Origin of the sequence: Paenibacillus sp. D2_2, from assembly GCF_031199965.1 — a bacterium.
Lineage (GTDB): Bacteria > Bacillota > Bacilli > Paenibacillales > Paenibacillaceae > Fontibacillus.
The window spans coordinates 3,117,698-3,140,950 of sequence record NZ_CP133605.1 but is presented as its reverse complement, the minus strand read 5'-3'; the positions used below and the strand labels follow the sequence as shown (position 1 = coordinate 3,140,950).

The window sequence follows — 23,253 nt, the reverse complement described above, 5'->3', positions numbered from 1 at the left end:
CGCTTAAATGCGCAGCTTCTATATTAGAGATCAACTTATATTGTTATTTCAGCATTACTTGTTTGGACAAGCGTTCAAACTCATCCATATGTGGATTCAGCGTCTTTTGGATACCCTTTAAGTACTTTAATGCCGCGTCTAACTTGCGTTGTTCGGCTTTAGTTTCTACCGGTAGGCCAGAAAAGAATTTATTGACCGAGCCGTTACGGTATTTGATGCTGAACATTGTGCCATTGTTAAGTGATTCTTTAAGACCGGAATTCGACCCAGGACTTCCAGCTTCTCATTTCCATTTTTATAGGTGAAGCTATAATCCGGATCTGCCAAGGCGTGAATCACATCATAGCCACTTTGAAGCACTCCATTTTTAAAATTTCCAGTTTGAATTTCATTCCATCTTACCTCGCCATCTTCCTGAATGATTTTATGGGTCAGAGTACCTTTACCGTCCATTTTTTCTTGCTTCCAAGTACCTGTATAGACGACTTTATGCTTCTCACCGTCCTGGGTATATTCATTGATATATTTGCCGTTGCCTTCGCACATGCCATTCACAAAATCTCCCGAATACTGTTTGCTGTCACCCCAATGAATCGTACCGCGTCCGTTTGGAACTCCATCAGAGACTTCTCCATAATACTGAGTGTTTTCCGAAATTTGGACCGACTCTTTGGCTGCTGCGGCATGCGCAGTAGAAGAAGCAGGAATAAATGGAACGCTGATTAGAGCTGCAGAAAGAGCTACGGATAAGGATAGAGAAATTATTTTTTTCATCGTTGAACTTCCTTTCGAGTATGTAAGTTATGCATTTGAGAAAAGAGGGAATCGTCCACAAATTAAGAATGAAACAGGGATCCCAGCATTCTCATTGATTAAACGTATCATTACTCGAGAAAGTTTCTGAAAACAAATGAAAATCCTAAACGGACCTGCATTATTCAACGAAACATCACGCAGATGGTCAAAAAGATGCACTTTTACATGCTTTTGTTGTTTAAGCTGGTGTCACAGCTCGCACCAATGAACATCACTTATTCAAGAACATCATTTTCGAGTACGGCTGTAAGTTTTCGCGAGATACTCCAGATACTCAGCACGGGTTAATCCACCGGTTTGACGATTGAACTCGTCGTAGCTAATGTCCTCGGGGAGTCCGAATTCCGCCAGTACCAGCGTACGTTCCGCATGGTATAGGGGATGTTCTAGCGAATTGGATGAGGCACGATGCTCGGCTACAGGATTAAACCAGTCATCACTGACGCCGACTGATACACCATAATTTGAGAAGCGGGTCTCCGACTTGAAAGATGTATCCTGCTCCGCTTTGCTAACCGTACCAGTTCCCCAAGATAAACGGTAGCGAGTTTCTTCTCCATAGTTAATGGTTCTTCCATAACCGATGGGCAATTGAATATCAGCTTCAGTTAACGGCTTATGCCCTACTTTTTCATAACCTCCACGCATAAAATGATCATCCATAACGATCCAGGTTCGCTCTGATAACGGAGTCGATGTGATTTCATCCAAAGTTGGTGAACGGTCCGCCGTCTTAAACAGATAAGTTCGGATAAAAAGTGGCATTGTCATCACATTGTTCCATAAGCTGTCCTTTGTAAACAAGCCGTCCTTCTGCATTTGGCGCAAATCCCCGACCACCAGCACATAACCGTCGGTGAATAGATCGATTTCGACCCGAAATATATCACCTGGAACGGACTTATACCTCAAGCTTTTCATATTTTTGAACTTGTCTAGCTTTAGATCATAATCTGCCGGCAAATGAGAGGGATACTCCTCAAGCCATTTAATGATCTCCATTTTGCTTGTTAGATGCTTGACGCATGGCAATGGCAGACTGATATAGGTCCTTGGATTCCGGGCTAGGATATAACCTGACTGCTCTTGTCTTGCATGTATTCCAGCGGAGAACAGAATTCCGTCTGCTTTGATAGCTGAGATATGGGTATAGTTCATCTTTTTCTCTTTTCCACGGGCAGTTAGAGGCAGGATGACTTCGCGGTTGCGAGTTAGAATATGTACATCGTCCTCTTGGTAGGCTTGTTCGCTAACCGAGATACGTTTTCGTATAATATCACCGTCCATGCAGACGAAATATCCTTCCCGGATTTCAAGTATATCCCAAGCTTCTTCCAACGGAAGTAATCCGAAAAATGGCCGCAAAGTATTAGTCAGCCAACTGTCGAACGGTTGCATCATAAATACCTCCATAATTTCATTCTAGTAATTACAAGTATACTGAAGGCTTTTGGGTGCGAAAACAGCCTCTGCAATAAATGTATGAGAATTAGTTAATTCAGATTATTTGTGACAAAAGTTGCAAGAGTATAGCTAGGAAAATGAAACTAACACACGTAGGCCCAAAGCATCGATTAGCGTATTGACGAATTGTAAAATTGATTACATAACTTGCCAAGCTTTATACTAACTCTAATCAGAGCGTGAGTTCTGTCATGGACTATTGTTTAACGAATCTATCAAGTTCTATTTGTTGTGTAGAGTAGAATGCTACATATTGTATAGATACATTTTATTCCAGATTGAGGTTCGAATTTGTGTTCGTTTCATATCGCAGGAAGATCTGAAATATGTTGTGATGAGGAGATACAGAATGAAGCTGACTGTGACAGTGAAAAAGCCGGGGAAACGCAAGGAACTTGTTGCCCAGGAGCTAGAATTGCCAAATGTGCCGCAAACCCTCCGCGAATTGATTACAGGGGTTGTGGAAGGCGGGGTACAGGCGTATAAGGAACGACAATCTGAACAAAATGTCATTCCCTACTTAACGGAAAAGCAAATCGGGGAAAGTGCCGAACTTGGCAAGGTTGGTTTTGGGGCTGTCTATGATGACAGGCAGGCTGATCCTGATCAGGCAGTGGGGGCCGCTTTGACCGCTTTCGCTGATGGTTTGTATCGGGTGTTTATTAATGAGACGGAAATAGAGGATTTGGATGCTCTGCTAGTAGCCCGGGAAGGGGACCGTATCGTATTTATGCGTTTTACAATGCTAGCGGGAGGACTATGGTGAAATCGGAGGGAGACTATGAAGGATCTGAATCAGGAAGAACAATATTGGACAGCGGTCGAGGCTAGGGTTAAAGAGGCTGAGGCAGGCGGTGATCCGATTGTACGGAAAGTTTACAATCTAATGCGCAATGCCTATCATAATCACGATCACGAAGGTTATGAAGCGTTGAATAAAGAACTACATACACTCAGTGGTACACAAACGGAAAATTTCTATGCTCCACTTGAGAAAGCTGCAATTGTTCTGGCTGGGGAGAAGACAGCGGAAAAAGTCCGATACATCTTCCGACATGAGGTCGAATACCCCTATGCAGATAGTTATTATAGGCGTCCGTTCCGAACGAGGCGGCCAGAAGTCCATTACAGTAATATCTATGTAAAACTCAAAGAACTCTTCGTTGCCGAATCTATTCAATTTTCACTGCGTGATTATTTAACCAAACCGGATTATTCCATCGAGCGTATGCACTGGATATCTCGCGTGATATCGACTATGATCGCTTTTGAACTCGATCATGGCGATGGCTGGGCAGCAGAGGCGCTACGGGAAATCATTTATAGTGATAACCAGACAGCTCTTCTTAAGCCAGAAATGATCAAGGGGATTCTGATCAGCCACCGCGAGGATGTATACACGATGGTTGGAGAGTTGTTAATCGCAGCGCGGCTGCAGGAAGGACTTCGCCAATCGATCGCCGAGCAGATGGATGCGGGTACTCTACAGGCGAATTTGTACCTGCTGAAAATCATTTTGGATCACGATCTATTTCGATTCAGCTCGATTGTGCGTGCGCTTGGCACATGGACCAGGCATGGGTCTGGAAGCGGCGAATCAACGCGTGGCAGGCCAGCTGCTACAGCAGGCTTACACTACGCTTACCGATGAGAAGCAGCGTCAAGAGTGGCTTACTTCTGCCAATGCCAATCAGGTATATATTAGTCTCTGGGCTTCCGCGGTACACGAGGAAGAGGTACTTCCGGAACAGATCCAGTATTTGATGGAGAATGGTGAACACTACCAGAAGGTAGTCGCACAATATGTACTGGCGAACAGTCAGAACATAGCGGTGAAGTTCGAAATCGCCCGGAATAGTTTGGATGAGAAAGATCCAGAGTTGTTGTATTGGATATTGCAGAATTATAGCTATGATTATGAATATACATGGCAGGTCGGCGAGGCCGAGGAGCGTGTACTGAAGGTTAAGCGCACGCCTGCGTTAGAAGATAAGTCAACGAGAATGCACGAATATGAGCGTTTCAAGGCGATTCTCAAAGCCGTTCCTGTTAAGGAGAAGTCGGGTGTATCAGCAGTGCTTGATTTTACGGAATTCCGTTATTCCACTGATCTGGTGTTGCGTAAAATGTTATATTTGACCGCTTATGATATGGACGCGGAGTGGATCGCCGAGCTAATCGACATGTCCGCGCAAATGAGTCCTGATATAAGGGGAGACCTTATCAATTATTTCACAGGTGATACCAATTCTGAGAAGCAGCGTGGTTTTATATTCGCCTCTCTCTCCGATAAGAGCATGACAAACCGCGAGCATGCGCTGCGCCAAGTGAAGAAACTTACTCTGCATGAGAACGAACTGAAGCTGGTTGAAGACTTGCTTAAGCTAAAGACAGGATCTCTACGGCAGAACGCTATCGATATCCTTCTTCATCAATCAGGGGAACTACTGTCCCTAAGCCTAGAGCGATTGTTGTCAGCCAAAGGTGAATTACAGCGGCTTGCCGGACTTGAGCTTTTGACGGAGCTCAAAGATGATCAAGATAACACGGAGCAATACGAGCAGCTGAAGACGTTGGCAGACGGTATCACGACTCCAACGCCTAAGGAAAGACAGCTGTTAGATAAATTGAAGCAGGACAGTGACTATAACGCCGAGAATGGCTTTGGTCTTTATGACCCGCGGCAGACGGAGGCTTGGCTTCTGGAGCAGCGAGACGTATCCGCGGTGGATCTGAAGCAAAGTTTAATAATCTCGACAGAGCGCGCAAGCAAGTTTTTGCATGGATTAGATGAGTTGGTGCATGAATATCGGGATTTCGAATATGAGGTTGAGTATTACAGCGGCAGTAAAGAAGCTAAACTCATCGGAGCCGAATTAAGGCCTCTATCGTATAAGCACCGTGTGGAGGTGCTGGATCACGATCAATTCGAGACAGCAAGCGAACTGCAGCAGTATCCATTGGCCGAGAAGTGGCAGCACTATTATGGAGAGAGTGGACTATGCTCACAGGAGCTGATGGGACTTCATTTTGCTCTACAAATGAGGAATATGAAGGATGCAGTATATTCATTCTACAGCCATTTTTCTAATGTTTATGATTACGATCAAATGAGGAAAACCAAGCTGTTAGAGGGCGGACGGAAACAGTTTTTAGAGCAGCTTCTCCCGCTGGAGAGTATTTGGGAAATAGTAGAAATAATAGATGATCTGCGATATAACCGGCAAGTGATGACGCTCGTACCTGCTTTCTTTACCGATAGCAAGAGAAGCGACACGTATGATCTGGCGGAAGCCGCTTTGATCAAAGTGATGACGAGCGACCTGACGCAGCTGGAGAAGCAGGATCTACCAGTGTGGCAGGTGGCGGCAAGTCCTTTATTTGCGATTTTGCAGAGTCGTGTCAATGATGTGGATACATTCCGGTCCTCTTCCGCGCGGCGGTCCAATATGATCTGCGAAGAGCAGAAATGGATGAGCAACGTTATTCGATTCTTCATGTGAACCAATATTTCAGAGCATTTTTGCTGGGGTTGATAGGGGAGAACGAATTGTGCAAGGAATTGCTTGGTCGGGACGAGCGCAGCCACATGCGTGAACTGACATCGCCACGGGATACCCTGGTGAATCGGCATGAACAGCTGATCGAACTACGTGAACGCATCGTATCACGATTGCTTGATATCGAGCTTGCCCGCGGCGATTTGTCAACAGATGCCACCCCGTACACAATGTCCTTCGAGCGGATTTATGGTATGGAGCCATTGATCCGTATACTGACGAGCTTACGCGGCGAGACGTTTGTCCGCGGATATATTTATGGCTATGGTCACCAGACGACGAAGAAGGAATCACTCAGCCATCTCCTGAAGATCTGTTATCCACGTGATGGTGAGGATGAGGAGAAGCTGGGTCTGTTGCTTCAGGGGACGGGAATCACGGGGCAGCTTCTGCTGGAAGCGGCAATGTATGCACCACAATGGATCGAAATTGTAGCCAAGTATTTGGGTTGGGAGGGGCTTCGCAGTGCGGCTTGGTATTTTCATGCCCATATCAATGAGAGCTTCTCGGCCGAAAAAGAGACCATCGTTGCCCATTATTCGCCGATTACGCCACAGGAATTTAACGATGGAGCATTTGACGTCAATTGGTTTAATGAAGCATATCGCACCATAGGTGAAGAACGCTTCCGTCAGTTATATGATTCCGCAAAATATATTTCCGCTGGATCCAATCATCGCCGTTCACAATTGTTTGCCGATGCGGTTCTAGGACAGTTGCGTCTTGATGATATGAAGAGATCCGTCATGGATAAGCGGAATAAGGAGCATTTGCTGGCGTACAGCTTGATCCCGTTCGCAGCTAATCCGGAGCAGGATCTGCGTGATAGATATCAGTTTATTCAGGAGTTCCTGAAGCAAAGCCGGGGATTTGGAGCACAGCGCCGTGCAAGCGAAGGTACGGCCGGGCAAATTGCGCTAGGAAATCTGGCACGTAGCGCGGGATACACCGATGTGATTCGGCTAACTTGGGATATGGAAGCGCGTATGTTAGAGCAATTGGCCAGTCTGTTCGAGTCATACGCTTTGGATACAGATACCCATGTGCGCCTGACAGTAGACGAAGAAGGGAAAGCCGAGTTAGAAGTGACTAGCAAAGGGAAACTGCTTAAATCGGTACCGGCGAGATTCAAAAAGAACGGTTATATCGAGCAGCTCAAGCAAGCTAAGACCGAGTTGACGGATCAATATCGTCGTGCAAAGCGGGAACTTGAGCGCTCCATGGCTGAGCAAAGCTATTTCCATGCTAGTGAAATAGCGGCTTTGATCGCAAGTCCGGTGTTACGTCCTCTGGTAGCCGCGTTGGTGTTCAAAGCGGATGAGCAGCTTGGGTATTTCACGGCAGCGGAGGATGGTACTTTGCGACTGGTTGAACCAGCTGGCGATGCCTGGGTGCTTGCAGACAAGGATCAGTTGACGATTGCCCACCCGCTAGATTTATATGAAAGCGGCGAATGGAGTGACTATCAGCGAGATTTGTTCACTCGTGGCATCAGACAGCCGTTCAAGCAAGTATTCCGAGAGCTGTATCTGGTTAACGAGGATGAACGAGCTCGTAAGGCTGGCTCTCAGCGTTATGCTGGCCATCAGGTGCAGCCAAGCAAGACAGTGGCGCTACTGCGCGGACGCGGCTGGACGGTCAGCTATGAGTCGGGGCTGCAAAAGGTGCACTACCGGGAGAACATTATCGCGACAGTCTATGCGATGGCGGATTGGTTCTCGCCTGCGGACACTGAGGCGCCGACTTTGGAGACAGTGGAATTCCTCGACCGGAAAACGTATGAACGTATTCCAGTTGATCAGATTCCGCCAATTCTGTTCTCAGAGACGATGCGCGATATCGACCTTGTTGTCAGTACTGCGCATGTCGGTGGTGTTGATCCAGAGGCCAGCCTGACGACGATCGAACTACGGAAGGTGATTGTGGAGGAATCCTTGCGTTTGCTCAAGCTAGATAAGGTGAGACTGGACGGTAATTTTGCCCGTATCGAGGGCAAGCTTGGAGAATACGCTGTTCATCTTGGCAGTGGAGTAGCTTACAAACAAGGCACAGGTGCCCTGAACATTATTCCAGTGCATTCGCAGCATCGTGGACGGTTGTTCCTACCGTTTATGGATGAGGATCCAAGAACGGCTGAAGTCCTGTCCAAGGTCGTACTGCTGGCCGAAGACAACAAAATCAAGGACCCGCAAATTTTGATGCAGTTATAAAGGGGGAGCTATCGGGTTGGTGGCCTGCCTGATGGCGCCTGATGGCCTGCTTAGTGGTCTGTCTGGCGGCCAGCCCGATGGCCTACTCCCTGCGGTATGTAACGCTAACGAAACTATGACACGCTATTTCGGCAAAATTGAAGCCTTTTCAAATCTAACGAAACACCATATCGCTATTTGAGCAAAATTCGGGCTTTTCCCCGCTTTTTTCACCAAATAGCGATACCCAGTTTCGTTAGATTTTTTTGAAGCTTCTTTTAGCCTATATAACGCTCTGTAGTTTCGTTAGCAATTTATCATAGCTATTGACATCACCTATTCTAGTTTGCTACTATGTAACACGAAATAATTTTCCTTTAAAACGGTCCAGAGAGGCTGAAAAGGGTACTTGATGTTATAAGATTAATAATATCTATGTATTTACATGCCCTTTTGTCCTCTGAGCCAAAAGGGCTTTTTATTATGCTTTTTTTGTAACTCTTTTAAAGGAAGTCCCGTGAGGCTTCAAAAGAGAATGGAAAAATTATGTAATCCATTCCCTCAAACAAATTAAAAGAGATTTTTCAACAAGAAACGGGAGGATCGTAAGAATGGATTATCGAAAGAAAACAGTGGTTGCTTCAGTAGCAGGTCTAACGTTAGAAGGAATGGATATAATGTTTATTTCCTTCGCGATGACAATGATTATTTCAGAATTTAACATTGATCTCGCAACGGGTGGACTGATTTCTTCCATAACGAATATGGGGATGCTGTTAGGCGGTATTATTTTTGGAATTTTAGCGGATAAGTATGGTCGGGTAAAAGTGTTTACGTACACCGTCTTGCTATTTGCAATTGGAACAGCCTTAACTGGACTTGCAACGAATATTGAACAAGTTTATATCTATAGATTTATCGCAGGGCTTGGTGCAGGAGGCGAGTACGGAATAGGTATGGCTCTTGTGGCTGAGGCATGGCCGAAAAATAAGCAGGGAAGAGCTTCCTCATACGTTAGTGTAGGTGCTCAGTACGGGGTTATTTTAGCAGCACTGCTCAGTGCTATTATTCTACCAACGTTAGGTTGGAGAGCTTTATTCTTAGTTGGTGTGTTGCCTGTTATTTTCGCTATTATTGTACGTAAGAATCTTGGGGAATCACCAGAATGGCTGGCTGCTCAGAAGAATAAAAAGATAAACAATAAAGGGAAGTTAGCTCAGCTTTTTGAAACGCCTAGAACGACAATGACGACAATTTCATTGATAATTATGGCAACTGTACAAATTGCCGGCTACAATGGCTTAATGATTTGGTTACCATCTATGTTGCAGAAATCTCAAGGTTTATCCGTTTCAAGCTCCGCTTTATGGACAATTAGTACAGCGGTTGGCATGATTATAGGGATGCTAGTGTTTGGCAGATTTATGGATAGATTCGGCGCAAAGCGTGCTTTTGGTATCTTTTTACTTGCATCAGCAGGTGCTGTGTTCTTATATTCTTACGCAACTGGAAGTATCGCCATATTAATCGGTGGCGCAGTTGTCGGCTTCTTCTCGAATGGCATGTTTGCCGGGTATGGAGCTTTAATTAGCAGCTTCTATCCTGTGCAAATTCGAAGTACGGCGACAAATACGATTTTTAACTTTGGTAGAGCTATAGGAGGATTTTCACCAGTCTTTGTGGGCTATATTCTTCAAAGCTATGATATGACGGTCGTAATGATCTACTTAGCAGCCTTATACTGCATTTCCTTCCTAGTGATGCTAACTTTAAAAGAGGCTCAAACAAGGCTTTACAATCGGCTGAAGTAAAATAATTGACATTTTGAAGCCTTTTTCGCAGCGCCTTATTAAATGCTGGGTGCTTGCGGGCAAGGCCGGAGCGCGGGGTTATGCCATTGTGAGAAAGTGATTCTTGTTGATCGGTGTCACTAATGGACTGAATAGCGCAAATGAAATGAATACATTCCGGGATTGTGAATCAGCGGTCATTTAGGATCAATTCTGGAGATGCAATCCGTATGTGACGGTAGTATTTGCCAACGAACAACTCCGCTAACGAAACTGAGACACGTTATTTGAGCATATTTGAGGCTTTTTCAAATCTAACGAAACACCATATCGTTATTTGAGCAAAAATCGGGCTTATGCCCGTTTTTTTTGCCAAATAGCGATACCCAGTTTCGTTAGAATTTTGAGAGGCCTCTTTTTGCCTAAATAACGATACGTAGTTTCGTTAGCGAATGAGAAGAATCATTTGCCACGCCTGTGGTTTAATTTTGTAGGCTTCGCAAACGATATTTGCGATATCTTTTACCCCCACTGGATACCTCCAAATGATTCGCATCTACCAGTTTATGTAGGATACGTCGTGTGTATTGGTCTGAAATCCGCAGGTGATTTGCAAGCTCAGCCGGACTAAAAGAACGGAACTGTCGTAGGGCAAAACGTACGGTTTCCGCTTCAAGATAATCTAGCTCGAGCGGTACATCAACAGCCATAAATCTGCCAATGAATGATAGAATAAGCTGCTGGCAGTGCTGTGGCTCATCTTTAATAGAAAGGTAAGCGATCGGTAAAATGATCCAATGGTCCAGCGCCAACAAGCTATGCCGCCAGTACAGATCCTTAAAGCGCCTAACATCAAGATCTCTAGCATGAGTACCGTAGCCTTGGATTTCGATAGCGCCTTTCATTCCTCCAGGCATGTAGGCAAGATCGACATAACGATACCCGTTATGAAAATCGCGTACTTCCCATTCAGGATATAAATGCTCGAAATGCTGAACAGCGGGATACCAAATAGTACGTAGGAATTCTATAGTTCCATGTCCCAGTCCGTTTTCTAGTAATTCACGTCTTCTCGGATTTTCTTCCTGAACCATGTTCCTCTCCAGCCATTCTTCATATTTCTGTTCGAATGTTGACACTCAGCTTCACCACCGATTTGTTATTTTAATAACAAAAAAAGCCGCCCCGATACATAAGTACCGAAGCGGCGTATGCTTTACGACCACATTAAGTTAAGTTTAACCTGCATCCTAAAATTTGGAGACTACTACTATACACAGTAATTAGTTGACTGCAATTCCATAATCGTGACTGAAGTCACTACCCCAATAATTAGGCAGTTATTGTGTTACAGTTCCGCTAGTGGATTAACAGTTAACAGTGCCGCAAATGAAACAGTGACCTCTGCTATCGAACGATTCTACTAGAACAAAACTGGAACCTCTGTCACCGAACAAGTCCGCTAACGAACTGTGCCTCTGCCACCAAACACCCACGCTAAAGAAACTGAGACACGCTATTTGAGTAGATTTAAGGCCTTTTCAAATCTAACGAAACACCATATCGCTATTTGGGTGAAAAACGGGTGTAATCCTGCTGTTTTCACTAAATAGCGATACCCAGTTTCGTTAGAATTTTTCGAGGCCTCTTTTTGTGTAAATAGCAATACGTAGTTTCGTTAGAGAATGGGGAGAGTCATCCGAGGTATGTGGTTCATATCACAGCTTTAAAAGACAAAAAAACCGCCTCGATACACAAAGGATCGAAGCGGCGTAAACTTTATGGCCAATTTATTTAAGTTTAACTCTCAATTATTTTTTTTGCAACTTCTGCTATGATTTATCGTATTAGAGTGTCATATAGATCTGATGGAAGTGCCTTATTGATTAGTCCTTTTGTTGTATTGTAGGAGGAAATACATGGAACTGGTAGAATACATAATTATATAAATATATAGATAAGAGGGGAAAGAGGAATGGCACTAATTGATGTAATAAAGTATGATGGCTCCCCTGATGTACTTGTATGGAAGCATCCCGAGACAGAATTAGGGACATGGACTCAACTGATTGTAAATCAATCCCAGGAAGCGATTCTGTATAAAGACGGCAGAGCGCTTGATTTGTATGGTCCTGGTCGTCATACGTTAAGTACGGCTAATATTCCGATATTGAACAATATCATCAATTTGCCGTTTGGAGGCAAGTCTCCATTTTCGGCCGAAGTTTGGTATATCAATAAGGTGAGCTCGTTGGATGTGAAATGGGGAACGTCCAGCCCGATTCAATTACAAGATCCTAAATATAATATTATTGTTCCTGTAAGGGCTTTTGGACAGCTGGGCATTCAAATCGAGGATTCGCGCAAATTCCTGACCAAGTTGGTAGGAACGCTACGCGGTTTTACTCAGAATACGTTGATTGAATATTTCCGCGGCTTAATAGGAATGAACATTAACTCACTGATTACTTCTTACCTTGTACATAAAAAGATCAGCGTGCTGGAGATCAATGCATTTATTAGTGAAATGTCAGATCATTTTAAGAGTTCAGTAGCCTCCGCTATGGATGAGTATGGGATTAATGTCTTAAACCTATACGTCCAGAGTGTGAATCTTCCAGATTCGGATCCTTCCGTCAAACGCTTGAGAGATGCGCTTGCTCGCAAGGCGGAAATGGACATTCTTGGATATAATTATCAGCAGGAGCGGACCTTTGATACGTTAGAGGGCGCCGCCAAGAACGAAGGAAGTATGCAGTCTGGAATGATGGGTACCGGGGTAGGCTTCGGAATGGGATACGGCATTGGCGGCCCGTTAGGAAATGCAATGTCCGAGCTTGCAGGAGCTATGAATACAAAAGCGACAGGCAAGCCATCCTCCCAAAGTATTTGTCCGAACTGTCAGCATACTAACGAGGGGAATTCCGCTTTTTGCAGCAGTTGTGGTCATTCGTTAACTGGGAACATACAAAATGATGTGGCAAAGGAACAGCTCGTTGTTTGTAATGTCTGTAGCTCACCTATTCCAAGGGACTCTAAATTTTGTCCAAACTGCGGAGATAAGTACTTTGCTTGTCCGCGGTGTGGCGCGGATAATTCTGAGGATAGTCTGGAGTGCGTAAAATGCAAAGAGCCGCTGCCCCGTCGTTGTCCTACTTGCAGTGAATTAGTGCCGGGTAACAGTAAATTTTGCGGTAATTGTGGTACTGTGCTCGTTAAGAAGTGTAAGAATTGCGGGCAAGAAGTCGCTCCTAATCAAAAATTTTGTCTGGAATGCGGGACGAACCTGCTGGAAGGAGGCAATGATTAGTGGCAACCAAACGGTTACCTTTGGGGAAGATTGTATTATTTGGATTATATGTGGTAACAGTCTTATCAACGTTATTCGCCTTTTTGGCACTGTATACTAGCTTTGTGATTACGGTTTCCTTTTGGATTTCGTTGATCTCTGTTTTATTGGCGGAAACCATCCTTTGGCGTTATGCGGATTATTGGGTCGGTAACGTCGATACCATTAAAAAAATGATTCCTGGATATTTAGGTCTCGGGACCGTTATTGTTGCATATTTCGTGGCAGTACTTGTTTATTCCTTCTTTACCGGATTTGCTGACCTTGCTCTACGTTGGTTCATCCTTTTGCATATATTGACTTTTGCCATGGCGGTTATTATTGGTGGATTGCTCTTCTTGTTTGTCAGATCAGCAATCGATCGCGAAGAAGACACGAACACAAGCGTTGTGAACCTGCATGCTATTGAAATGGCGTTAAAAGAATTACAGGAAAAAGTCCGTTCCGTAGATAGTCCGTATAATCAAGAAATCGAGTCTGTTATGGCTAAGCTGATCGACAAGGTTCATTACAGCGATCCGATTACGCCACATTCGCTTACATACATGGATCAATCATTGTATCATCAAATTCATTCGTTGATAGATCAGGTAACGCTGATGTTCTCAGGCGATAGGGAGTTATCATTCGAGGCTATTCTACAAGGCTTGAATGAATTCTCTAGTACACTTGCCAGACGGAACAACCAGCTGCTCGTATCGAAATAGTTAGTCGACGATATAGGTTCAGGAGGTTATGATGTGAAGAAGCTTTCCGGTGTTTTGCTCATGGTATTATCAATAGTTCTACTTCTTCTCGGGATCATCATGGTTTTTGGAAGTTTAGCTTCGTCTGAAGTGGCGTTGTTTTTTATTTCTCTTATTGTATTAATTTTACCGGGTATTTTGTTGTTAATAGCGAGTATCAAGATGGTTGATGCGAAAAAGCAGCCCCAAATGAACATGGCAGGCTATCCCCGAGGTGGACCTGCAAATCCTGGTATGAATAGGATGCCGAATGGTGTACCATACGGGGTTCCTAATCCGAACCAAGCAGGACCATCTCCGCAAAGACCGGTGAATACAGGTTTTGACCCACTTGATGCAAGATCGGTAAATGATTTTGTACAGCAGCAGATCAAACAAGCAAATTCTCAGGGTGGTAGAACTGTTACCACTAGCTATGTTTATACTTCATCAACGGAGAATGGTAATCCAGCTAGCGCTTTTCCGAGAGGAACGTCTTCAGTAACGGGAGCAACTCCTAAAGTACCACTATCAGTCGAATGTCCGGGGTGCGGTGCTGTAGCAAATGTACCGCCGGATCAGTCGGTTAAGTGCGAATTCTGCGGTGCTGTAGTACCTTATAAAGAGGCCACTACCTAATCATCAAATTTAGTTCAAACCATTAGCCATGAAGCAGCTCACTGTATTTTACCAGATGAGGGTTTCGTGGCTTTTCCGTTATATCCGGTACATCTAGCATTGAAAACTATCATGTCGCGTATAAATAATTAATCTTGTTCATGCAGTTCCTTTCTGATCGGGGGATCGATTTGGTGGTTGCAGTTTCTGTTATTGTCTTCTTGGGATGTATTTCAGGTTTTTTATTGTTTCGAAAAAATACAGTGCCGGAAAGTACAGAGACATATATAAAAGATGAACGAATTTCAGTCATCATCCCTGCTAGAAATGAGGAGGCCAATTTGCCTCAACTCCTTAGCTCCTTGTTGAGTCAACGCTATCAACCTGATGAAATTATCGTTGTAGACGATGGTTCAGAGGATCGAACGCGAGAAATTGCTATGAGCTACGGAGTTAAGGTAGTAGATAATCCGGAGCTACCTGCCGGGTGGACGGGGAAGACCTGGGCCGTATGGAATGGATTTCTGCATAGTTCAGGCGATTTGATTGTTTTTCTGGATGCGGATATTCGGATGGATCCTCATGCGCTTGAATCGTTATTAGGATTACGTAAGCAATGTGGCGGGGTAATCTCGGTTGTCCCGTACCACTATACGGAGAAACTTTATGAACGGTTAGCAATGGTTGCCAATATTCTTGGCGTGTTCGCCTTTACTTCTCCTTTTGAACGTAAAAGTAAGCAGAAAGGACTATATGGTTCCTGTATTATTACGACCAGAGTGGATTATGAAGCGATTCAGGGACATGACAGTATTAAAGCAGAAGTGTTGGACGATCTCAATTTAGGGGCAAGGTACCGGGCAGCTGGAATTCCAGTGACCAACTTTCTAGGGCAAGGACTTGTCTCCTTTAGAATGTATCCGAACGGGATCAAGAGTGAACTGCAGGGATTTGGAAAGGGGGCTGTTCTCAGTACCTCCAAATTAGCGGCTCCGACAATCGTATTGGTTGCGTTATGGTTAATTGGACTGATTGTCGCCGAGAGTACTGTTATCTTTTGGGATAGTTCGTGGTTCTATGCAGCACTTATCGGTTATGTACTGTATACCATGCAAATTTTTTATTTGATCAAGTACGTTGGAAAGTTCGGTAAGCTAATGCCAATCCTTCATATTTTGTCGACGCTGTTCTTTCTGATTGTGATGCTCTATTCCGCATATCAGGTCATATTTCTTGGGTCTGTATCGTGGAAAGGCAGGGCGATTCAGGTGAGGGGCAGGTCCTAGAAATGATCATCTTGCTGACCGTTACGGGGTTTCTGTCCGGATCACTGATGTTCTCTTATTGGCTGGGGAAGGTAGCTAGCAAAGATATACGAAGGGAAGGAGACGGCAATCCTGGCGCCTTCAATCTATGGCAAGCAGCTGGGTACAGAATGGGGCTACTGGGGATATTGCTCGACTTCGCCAAGGGATACGTTCCTCTATTCTTGATGATGCATTTCAGACTAATTCAAGGCTATGATCTGATATGGGTTGCAACTGCTTTTATTTTGGGGCATGTATTCTCACCATTTATGAAATTCAAGGGCGGTAAAGCGATAGCTGTGACCTTTGGTGTGTGGAGTGCGTTAACATGGTTCGAGGTTGCTCTAGCTTACGCGGTCATTCTGGCTCTACTGAAACTTATCTTCATCCCGCTCCATAACAACCGGGCCGATCCAAGGTCAACAGATGGTTTTCAAGTCGTAATCGGATTTTTAATATTATTAGTGTATCTATACTTCATTGATTTCTCGCTACCGCTGATCTACATCTGGATAATTAATTTTGTAATCCTCCTATATACGAACAGAAAAGCATGCATGTCCTTTATCGTGAGAAATTGGTCTATTGATGAAGCCAGGTGGGGAAAATGATAAAAGGAAGGTATCGACAGTTCGAGTCCGATACCTTCCTTTTCAGATTTACAGGGACGTTATTCGATTAACAAAGGCAAGATATATTCACGGAAAATATCAGGTTGTTCCTTTTTCTTGCGATTATCATGCGTCTGAACAACCACTGTCTCCAGGCTAGGGATGATATGAATGAACTGCCCGCCGAAGCCGCGTGCATAGTAATAGTCAATTGAAGACAACTTATCCACCCACCAGTGCCAGCCATAAAATCCATGACGCGGTGCTTCGGCGGGAAGAGTGGGATGGATAGTTCGGGTGATAAGCTCAGGCGAGATGATCTGCTTGCCCTCCCACATTCCTTGTTGCAAATAGAGTTGTCCAAACTTCAGCATATCGGTAGGGCGCAGCCATAGTCCGAAGCCACCAGTGTGGAAACCCTGAGGGTCGGTCTCCCATTTATAGGACTCTATCCCGAGCGGGCCGAATAGCTGCTTCTCGGCAAATTCGGCAACGGATAAGCCGGTTGCTTGCACCAGAATAACAGACAACAGCTGCGAGACTCCGGAATTGTACTCCATTCTCGTACCAGGTAGATCGGATAGAGGTTGATCCAGCACGAAGTTGATCCAATCCGACGTTCTTGTCATTTTCGGAAAAGAATTTTGCCCGCCAAACTCCGTCCAATCAAATCCAGCTGACATTGTTAACAGATGATTTATCGTAATATCAAGCTTGCGAGCATCGGGTATTTTGCTGCCAGTGGATGGCTCGTCCGTCTGGATGGAGCCATACTTTGCCTTTACAACAAGCTCCGGGAAGTATTTCGAGATCGCTGTTTCCGGAGGAGGCAAGTACCCTTGATCCATAGCGATGCAGATAAGAGAGGAAAGGATGCTCTTGGTACATGAGTTAATCTTGGCGATCTGGCCCGGGATGTTAGTGTCTTTATAATATTCGAAAATTAGCTGGCCACGTTTACTGATCAGACAGCTTCTTAGCTTCAGTTCCGCAAGGGAGGCAGACAGTGATGTAAAACTCATGGCGTTCATCCTTTGATTAATATGTTATGTACATATAACATTATGGCCTAAATAATTGCAAAAAACAGCCCTTAACGTCATTCATCTGACGTAAGGGCTGTCTGTCTCAATATTTCTCTATAAGTTATTTCTTAGTTTTCAGTCCGAGAGCCTGCATCAATTTGCTAAATACTTCAGTATTCTCATAGATTCCTGTGAAGAGTTCGGCATTTTTGCCAGTTGCCGTAACTGGAATATCTACCGCCGTGTGCCCTGAAGTCGTCCAATCCACTACGAAGTTAAGTTTCGATTTGGCGATAGCAAAAGGTCCGTCTTCTTGGGAGATGCCGTCTCCTGATTCGTCCTTATCGTCCACAGGTTCGATCGAGAAGCCGCCGGTTTCATGGTCGGCCAGCACAAGTACGAGGGTATCCGGATTTTTCTTGGCGAAGTCTTTAGCGATCTTAACGGCTTTATCGAGCTCTTGGCCAGATTTGATCGTCATTTTCGCATTGTTCTCATGAGCGAATTCATCAGTGCCCTCTTCTTCAACCATCAGGAAAAATCCCTTTTTATTGGTGGAGAGTGTATCGAGCGCTTTCTTCGTCATCTCCGGTAAGGAGACGACCGGATCATAAATATCTCCTTCGCCTTCCGGTCTTTGCTGGAACATTTCCTCATTTGCGAATAAACCGAGCAGCTTACCATTCTTAGCTTTTTGCAGTTCCTCTTTACTGGACACATATGAATAGCCTAATTGCTTGGCTTTATTAACGAGATTGCCTTGAGTTCCCTTGCTTTTCTCCGAGATTTGCGTTGTAATCGCGCCCGAGACGAGCACGGCTGCAGCAGTTGCTGCTACAATAGCATGTTTCAATTTAGTCTTATCTGGCTTCATATTTTCCCTCCTAATGTATGTTTTACAAATTAATAGTAGGCGTTATACATTAAGAGAGTGTTTTATCAATTAGCATATTATGTAAATAAAGACAGCCCCGCTTGTTTGGGCTGTCTTTATTTACATCGCTAGCTTAATATTCATCAAACATAGCTGCAATCTCGTGATACTCTGTTGTCTGTGTCAAGGCAAGAGAGAGGAGGATCCGAGCTTTTTGCGGAACGAGACTATTGCATGGAATAGAGTTCGCGGACAGGTCAATATAAGCATCCTTGAGCGTAATTCCACTTGAAATCCGTGAGCAGCGTACTACAGGGATATTGTTATTCTTGAGTGCCTGAACTCGGTCGATCCAAGGTTTACTGTAGATACCTCCGCCTGCTCCAGCGATGACGATCCCTTTAGAGATCGTAGCTAGATAATCCAGGATCCCCGGGTCAGCATCGACATGAAAATAAGCAACAGAGACTGTTGGCAGTTCAGATATTTGTGAAATATCAAATTGAGCATCCGTTGTATGCTTCTTCAGCGAACGGGTATAGAAGAAAGCCTGATGGTCCCGCATGTATCCGAGGCAGCCGAAATCCCGTTCGTCGAAGGCGTTAGCTTTAAAAGTATTAACTTTTTGCACATCTCTGCCGCTGTATATTCCTTCTGCAAATACGACCATCACTCCCTGGCCGATCGCTTCTGGATTTGCAGCCAGTGCAACGGATTGGAACAGGTTCAGCGGGCCGTCAGCGCTAATTGCAGTAGCTGGACGCATGGAACCGGTAATAATGACGGGTTTGTCTGTCTTAACGACAAGGTTGAGAAAATAGGATGTCTCATCGAGTGTATCCGTCCCATGAGTAATGACGAAGCCATGGACATCTTCCCTTTGGGCTAAATCATTGATGATTGTGGCCAAGGTCAGCCAGTGTGAGCCAGTAATGTCAGCGCTGCACAGATTACTGATCTGTAAGCCGCTGCAATTCGCGATCTCATTCAAATGCGGCACACTATCGAGAAGATGCTCTATAGGCAGTGAACCCGGTTCGTAATTTAATGTTTTATGCGCCTCTCCGCTTCCGGCAATCGTCCCGCCTGTGGCTAGAACGACAACATTTTTAAGCTCAGGATTATAAGAAGGCAAAGTTTCAAAATGTACGGAATAATCAGGTATTATCATGTTTGGTATTCCTTTCCAGTTGCAATCTATTCAGTACTGCTAGTCAGAAAATTAACGTATATTTGCCAATAAGTCAATACAGCGGCTTCTTGGATCTTTGTAGCGAGCGCAAATATTCCCATGATATTAGCTTTATGTGATTTACTTGAAGCGTATGCTTGATCCGTGGATCATTGAGCAATTGGAATTCAAGCCCTCTTTTTTTGAAGTGCGGGGTTAGTGCCTGGAGTTCACTTGTTACCTTGGCGGGATGAGCAACGATCTGTGTAATGCCTGGTTTGCAGTATTCAATCTGCCTAATTAGCCCATCTCTCATATGATTGTAATTCTCTCCAGGATCAAGATGATAGGGGAGCGGTATCAAGTCGTCAATTAACTCAATTCCACGACGCTTAGCAGAAAGAATCCTTTGTTCAAAAAGACTTTTTTGACTCCTACTTAAGAAAGGCTGATCGATAATTTGCAAAGGTAAATTAAAGGGCAATTCATACTTCTCACATAAATCGAATACGATCTCAAGGAAATCACGGCCGGTCGTAAGACCCATAACTGAACCAGCATGGCTGTCCAAATGGGTAACATCGACTCCATGCGAGAGCGCCCATAATATCTGCGCTTCCAATTCCGCTTTGACATGAAGGGGATCTGCATTCTTTTCAACAAACGTAAGGTCCTTAGGGAAAAAGCCTTCATCAGTAACCAGACTCTCCAGATTATACTCTTGAAATACAGGTTTAAGTGAATAGTTTTCTGTACTAGTAAGTGTCAGATGTATTCCGACTTTGAGATTATGGTTCTTGGAACATAATTGGGGTACTTCTTTTGCTGCAGTACAAGGGACCATGAGAGAAGAGGAAGTAATTGAATCGTTTTCGAACAATTCTACTATGGCTTGATTTGTACTATGTGTTATTCCAAAGTCATCCGCATTGATAATAATAGCTCGATCATTTGGCATAAGCTGTGGTATCTCAAACATTGTATACACCTCAACAGATTAATAGGATATTGAACAAGAATAAAGGGACGCAATTTACGAATGATCGTAAACTACGTCCCTTGAATTTTTATTGAACTTGTTACCAGCATTATACACTGAACCTCAGTCCTTATCAACAAATAGGGATCCATCACTCTGCACTTCAGCATAGAACACTTCTTCGGCAGAATGGATCCCTTTTTCAGTAACTCTTGATGGAGCCAAGTCTCATCAAGAGTTAATTCCTGTAAGTTCTTCTTAACTATTTTTCCATCTGAAATGATCTCGGACGGTAAATATGTGAAGTTAGGAGTAGGAATATTCAAGTCCCCTTTAGTTACAGGTTGTTTGAATTCCTTTCTAAGAACGCTTATTTTCCCATCAGGTTCTAGGATTGCGTAGTGAACGTCCTGGATGCTAAATACATCCTTTTCCCGTAGCATCATGCATAGATCATCCAGGTTTAAACGGGTCGATTTCAAAGTATCCTTCATAATCTTCCCTTTTTTAATAATAATCTTCGGTTGTCCATCCATCACAATTCGGGCTTTACTTGATTTTAAGCTTATATAGCTTATCAGAATCGCCAGAATTACCCACCATATTAAGCTTATCATGCCGTTAAAAAAAGGAGTGTCTTTTCTAACGACAATTTCCGCTGCTACAGAGCCGATCGTAATTCCAGTAACATAATCGAAAAAGGTAAGGTGTCCTAGCTGTTTTTCGCCGATAAGTCTGGTCAGTGTAAGCAGGATAAGGAAAGTGATGGTAGTTCTCAAGATCATTTCCCAAAAATCGAATTGTATCCATCCATTCACATAGGCCACATCCTTTTGGTGGGGATTTGCTATGGTTTAGTATGATTGGATTGCCACTTATTATACGTCAGTGCTATTTCATAACTCCGTTAAACACAATCTTCAAAGCTTCATCGATGGCTTCGGACGTTGTTAGTTTGTTCTCCAACAGAAAATCGTAGTCGATAAAGATATCACTGATTTCCTCCAGCATTTTTGATAAAACTCCAAAATGAATCTGCGGCTTGAGGATGCCATTAGTCTGAGCTTGCTCCAACAATTTTTGTATAGAGCGTGTCTTGAAGTGCTTTAATTCCTCAATTCTAGTCCATTCTTCAGGATAAAACTGTTTAGCTTCAGTTAAGAGGGCGAGGGGGATTTTGTATATGTGATTGGAATATATAATCGAATGGATTTTATCCCTAAAATTCAGGTCGCTGTTGAGTGCGCTAATTACGCTGTTTCGATCGCTGTCCAGTGTTGTAATAAAGAACTCCTTAATAATCTCATCTTTACTTTGAAAGTGCTTATAAATTGTTTTTTTGCTGATTTTTAATTCCTTTGCAATTTCATCGATCGTGAATTTTCTAAGTCCGTATTTCTCAATGAGTTCAGCAGCGACATTAAGGATATTCTCTTTCATATACGATTCCCCCTTGTTTGATGTGCTCTCGGAATTCCTCCGAAAGCAATCAAAATAATACCTGCTATTCCTATAACGATCATCATTAGCCAGGTTAGGCTCTCAGATATCCCCATAAAAATCCCGTGATCAGGGCACCGATAAAATTACCTACGAATTGGAAAGAATTAAAAATTCCATTCGCTGTCCCCGATAGCTGTCCTCTGCGATGCTGTTCACATTGGCCGCCACAAGGGTGGTCAGGGAAATGTAAGCACACATAAATAATGTTGTCCCGGCAAGCAAAGAGAGGAATGACGTCTTGTTAAAATAAAAAATAATGCTCACGGCTGAGATCATAAAGGAAGCGATCAGAACGTAATAATTGTTGTTAATACTCTTCTCAGCCCAAGTTACTGCGGCCTTCATAAATATTATAGCTGCGATAATGGCCGGTACGAAAATCTTCCACATTCCAGTTTCCCCTGTTATTTTGTTCAAATCGAGAGGCAATGCATAGAATACGGAGACCATCAAGAAGTTATTAAGGAAGGCAGCCAGATTGAGTGTTACAAAAGTCTTGTTTTGAAGCAAGAGCCGAAAAGTGCCTTTCGGAGCAGCTTGGGTCTTTGTATGTTGTTTATTATCCTTTAAGAAAAACAAAATATAGAGTAGATTCAAAGTAAGTAATATGGCACAGGTCATAAACATCCATCTGACGGACATAATCTCGCGAAGCAATGGTCCGACTGCGAAAGCGAGGGCCGCTGCAACGGAAATAAAGGCGCCAAGAATACTCATCGCTTTCGTTCTATCCTTTTCGTTCACCATGCCAATGCTCCAAGAATAGGCAACTCCGATGATAGCACCACTGCCTTGTAATGCACGTGAAACGATCAAGAGAGCCATATTGTTAGAGAAAAAAGCGAGGACAAGCCCAACGACGACAAGCACAAGCCCAATCAGAACCATTCGCTTGTTCCCGTATTTATCACTAAGTACTCCATAGGGAATTTGAAATATAGCTTGTGTTAGTCCAAAGATTCCGACTGCAAGTCCGGCTAATAAAGGCGTGTATCCAATAAGGTCTTTACAGTACGTAGAAATAAAAGGCATGACGATCGTCATGGACATTTGACGAAGGGCCAATGCGAGACTAAGCATTACTACCGGTAGCATAACAGAGACTGACTTGACGTTTTTCATTTAATCAACCCTCCAAGGAAATATAGAAACCGAATAAGTTTAAATAGTTTCCGAACAAATTTTACATCTCTTATTTAGTACAGTCAAGACTCCGGTTCAATCCTATGAATATCACTTATAATTCCTCTATTTTGGAAGAAATATAAAAAT

General features: G+C 43.8%; 20 protein-coding genes and 1 pseudogene. 11 read left to right on the top strand and 10 right to left on the bottom strand.

Going from position 1 to position 23,253, the window contains the following annotated elements; all coding sequences use genetic code 11:
• Positions 1–165: 165 nt before the first annotated feature.
• Both RE628_RS15990 and RE628_RS15985 read right to left on the bottom strand, forming a co-directional pair.
• Entirely contained in the window at positions 166–774 is a 609-nt protein-coding gene (locus RE628_RS15990; RefSeq protein ID WP_309154019.1) for an MORN repeat-containing protein, read from the bottom strand.
• 270 nt (positions 775–1,044) lie between these two features.
• A complete protein-coding gene (locus RE628_RS15985) occupies positions 1,045–2,217 on the bottom strand; it encodes an immunity 26/phosphotriesterase HocA family protein (protein WP_309154018.1) in 1,173 nt (390 codons plus the stop codon).
• Between the two features lie 412 nt (positions 2,218–2,629).
• Here RE628_RS15985 and RE628_RS15980 point away from each other — a divergent pair, with 412 nt between their 5' ends.
• The 6 genes from RE628_RS15980 to RE628_RS15955 all read left to right on the top strand — a co-directional run bounded on the left by RE628_RS15980 (position 2,630) and on the right by RE628_RS15955 (position 9,840).
• The gene (locus RE628_RS15980; protein ID WP_309154017.1) at positions 2,630–3,046 is read left to right on the top strand and encodes a hypothetical protein; all 417 of its coding nucleotides are present in this window, start codon (positions 2,630–2,632) and stop codon (positions 3,044–3,046) included.
• A 15-nt stretch (positions 3,047–3,061) separates the two neighbouring features.
• Positions 3,062–3,931, top strand: coding sequence for a DUF5724 domain-containing protein (locus tag RE628_RS15975; protein WP_309154016.1), 870 nt, complete (start codon positions 3,062–3,064; stop codon positions 3,929–3,931).
• Positions 3,858–5,783, top strand: a complete 1,926-nt coding sequence (locus RE628_RS15970) for a DUF5724 domain-containing protein (RefSeq protein WP_309154015.1) — start codon at positions 3,858–3,860, stop codon at positions 5,781–5,783. The genes RE628_RS15975 and RE628_RS15970 overlap by 74 nt, the downstream gene beginning before the upstream one ends.
• On the top strand, positions 5,750–8,050 hold the full coding sequence (locus RE628_RS15965) for a DUF4132 domain-containing protein (RefSeq protein ID WP_309154014.1): 2,301 nt from the start codon (positions 5,750–5,752) through the stop codon (positions 8,048–8,050). Before RE628_RS15970 ends, RE628_RS15965 begins: the two co-directional genes overlap by 34 nt.
• 31 nt (positions 8,051–8,081) lie before the next feature.
• The gene (locus RE628_RS15960) at positions 8,082–8,231 is read left to right on the top strand and encodes a hypothetical protein (protein WP_309154013.1); all 150 of its coding nucleotides are present in this window, start codon (positions 8,082–8,084) and stop codon (positions 8,229–8,231) included.
• Positions 8,232–8,640: 409 nt separating this feature from the next.
• On the top strand, positions 8,641–9,840 hold the full coding sequence (locus RE628_RS15955) for an MFS transporter (RefSeq protein WP_309154012.1): 1,200 nt from the start codon (positions 8,641–8,643) through the stop codon (positions 9,838–9,840).
• A gap of 461 nt (positions 9,841–10,301) precedes the next feature.
• On the opposite strand, the gene RE628_RS15950 is transcribed toward RE628_RS15955, so the two are convergent.
• Positions 10,302–10,958, bottom strand: coding sequence for a transcriptional regulator (locus RE628_RS15950; RefSeq protein WP_309154011.1), 657 nt, complete (start codon positions 10,956–10,958; stop codon positions 10,302–10,304).
• Positions 10,959–11,794: 836 nt separating this feature from the next.
• Between RE628_RS15950 and RE628_RS15945 the strand changes: the two genes are divergently transcribed.
• The 5 genes from RE628_RS15945 (at position 11,795) to RE628_RS15925 (ending at position 16,429) form a co-directional block, all read left to right on the top strand.
• Positions 11,795–13,129 (top strand): SPFH domain-containing protein, encoded by a 1,335-nt coding sequence (locus RE628_RS15945; RefSeq protein WP_309154010.1) that lies wholly within the window; start codon positions 11,795–11,797, stop codon positions 13,127–13,129.
• On the top strand, positions 13,129–13,875 hold the full coding sequence (locus RE628_RS15940) for an LTA synthase family protein (RefSeq protein ID WP_309154009.1): 747 nt from the start codon (positions 13,129–13,131) through the stop codon (positions 13,873–13,875). Before RE628_RS15945 ends, RE628_RS15940 begins: the two co-directional genes overlap by 1 nt.
• A gap of 33 nt (positions 13,876–13,908) precedes the next feature.
• Positions 13,909–14,532, top strand: a complete 624-nt coding sequence (locus tag RE628_RS15935; protein ID WP_309154008.1) for a hypothetical protein — start codon at positions 13,909–13,911, stop codon at positions 14,530–14,532.
• A gap of 140 nt (positions 14,533–14,672) precedes the next feature.
• Positions 14,673–15,797 carry a glycosyltransferase family 2 protein gene (locus RE628_RS15930; RefSeq protein ID WP_309154007.1) on the top strand — a complete coding sequence of 375 codons (1,125 nt, stop codon included), beginning with the start codon at positions 14,673–14,675 and terminating at the stop codon, positions 15,795–15,797.
• Between the two features lie 2 nt (positions 15,798–15,799).
• On the top strand, positions 15,800–16,429 hold the full coding sequence (locus RE628_RS15925; RefSeq protein ID WP_309154006.1) for a glycerol-3-phosphate acyltransferase: 630 nt from the start codon (positions 15,800–15,802) through the stop codon (positions 16,427–16,429).
• Positions 16,430–16,488: 59 nt separating this feature from the next.
• Here RE628_RS15925 and RE628_RS15920 read toward each other — a convergent pair whose 3' ends face one another.
• The 7 genes and pseudogenes from RE628_RS15920 to RE628_RS15890 form a co-directional block, all read right to left on the bottom strand.
• Positions 16,489–17,460 (bottom strand): serine hydrolase domain-containing protein, encoded by a 972-nt coding sequence (locus RE628_RS15920; RefSeq protein ID WP_309154005.1) that lies wholly within the window; start codon positions 17,458–17,460, stop codon positions 16,489–16,491.
• Between the two features lie 115 nt (positions 17,461–17,575).
• Positions 17,576–18,238 (bottom strand): annotated as a pseudogene (locus RE628_RS15915) (alkaline phosphatase); the annotation flags it as partial.
• A 223-nt stretch (positions 18,239–18,461) separates the two neighbouring features.
• The gene (locus tag RE628_RS15910) at positions 18,462–19,499 is read right to left on the bottom strand and encodes an asparaginase (protein WP_309154004.1); all 1,038 of its coding nucleotides are present in this window, start codon (positions 19,497–19,499) and stop codon (positions 18,462–18,464) included.
• A 73-nt stretch (positions 19,500–19,572) separates the two neighbouring features.
• Complete coding sequence (locus RE628_RS15905) at positions 19,573–20,478, bottom strand: polysaccharide deacetylase family protein (RefSeq protein WP_309154003.1); 906 nt, start codon at positions 20,476–20,478, stop codon at positions 19,573–19,575.
• Between the two features lie 71 nt (positions 20,479–20,549).
• A complete protein-coding gene (locus RE628_RS15900) occupies positions 20,550–21,296 on the bottom strand; it encodes a DUF421 domain-containing protein (RefSeq protein WP_309154002.1) in 747 nt (248 codons plus the stop codon).
• 73 nt (positions 21,297–21,369) lie between these two features.
• Complete coding sequence (locus tag RE628_RS15895; protein ID WP_309154001.1) at positions 21,370–21,918, bottom strand: TetR/AcrR family transcriptional regulator; 549 nt, start codon at positions 21,916–21,918, stop codon at positions 21,370–21,372.
• 150 nt (positions 21,919–22,068) lie between these two features.
• The gene (locus RE628_RS15890; protein WP_309154000.1) at positions 22,069–23,103 is read right to left on the bottom strand and encodes an MFS transporter; all 1,035 of its coding nucleotides are present in this window, start codon (positions 23,101–23,103) and stop codon (positions 22,069–22,071) included.
• Between the last annotated feature and the right edge of the window lie 150 nt (positions 23,104–23,253).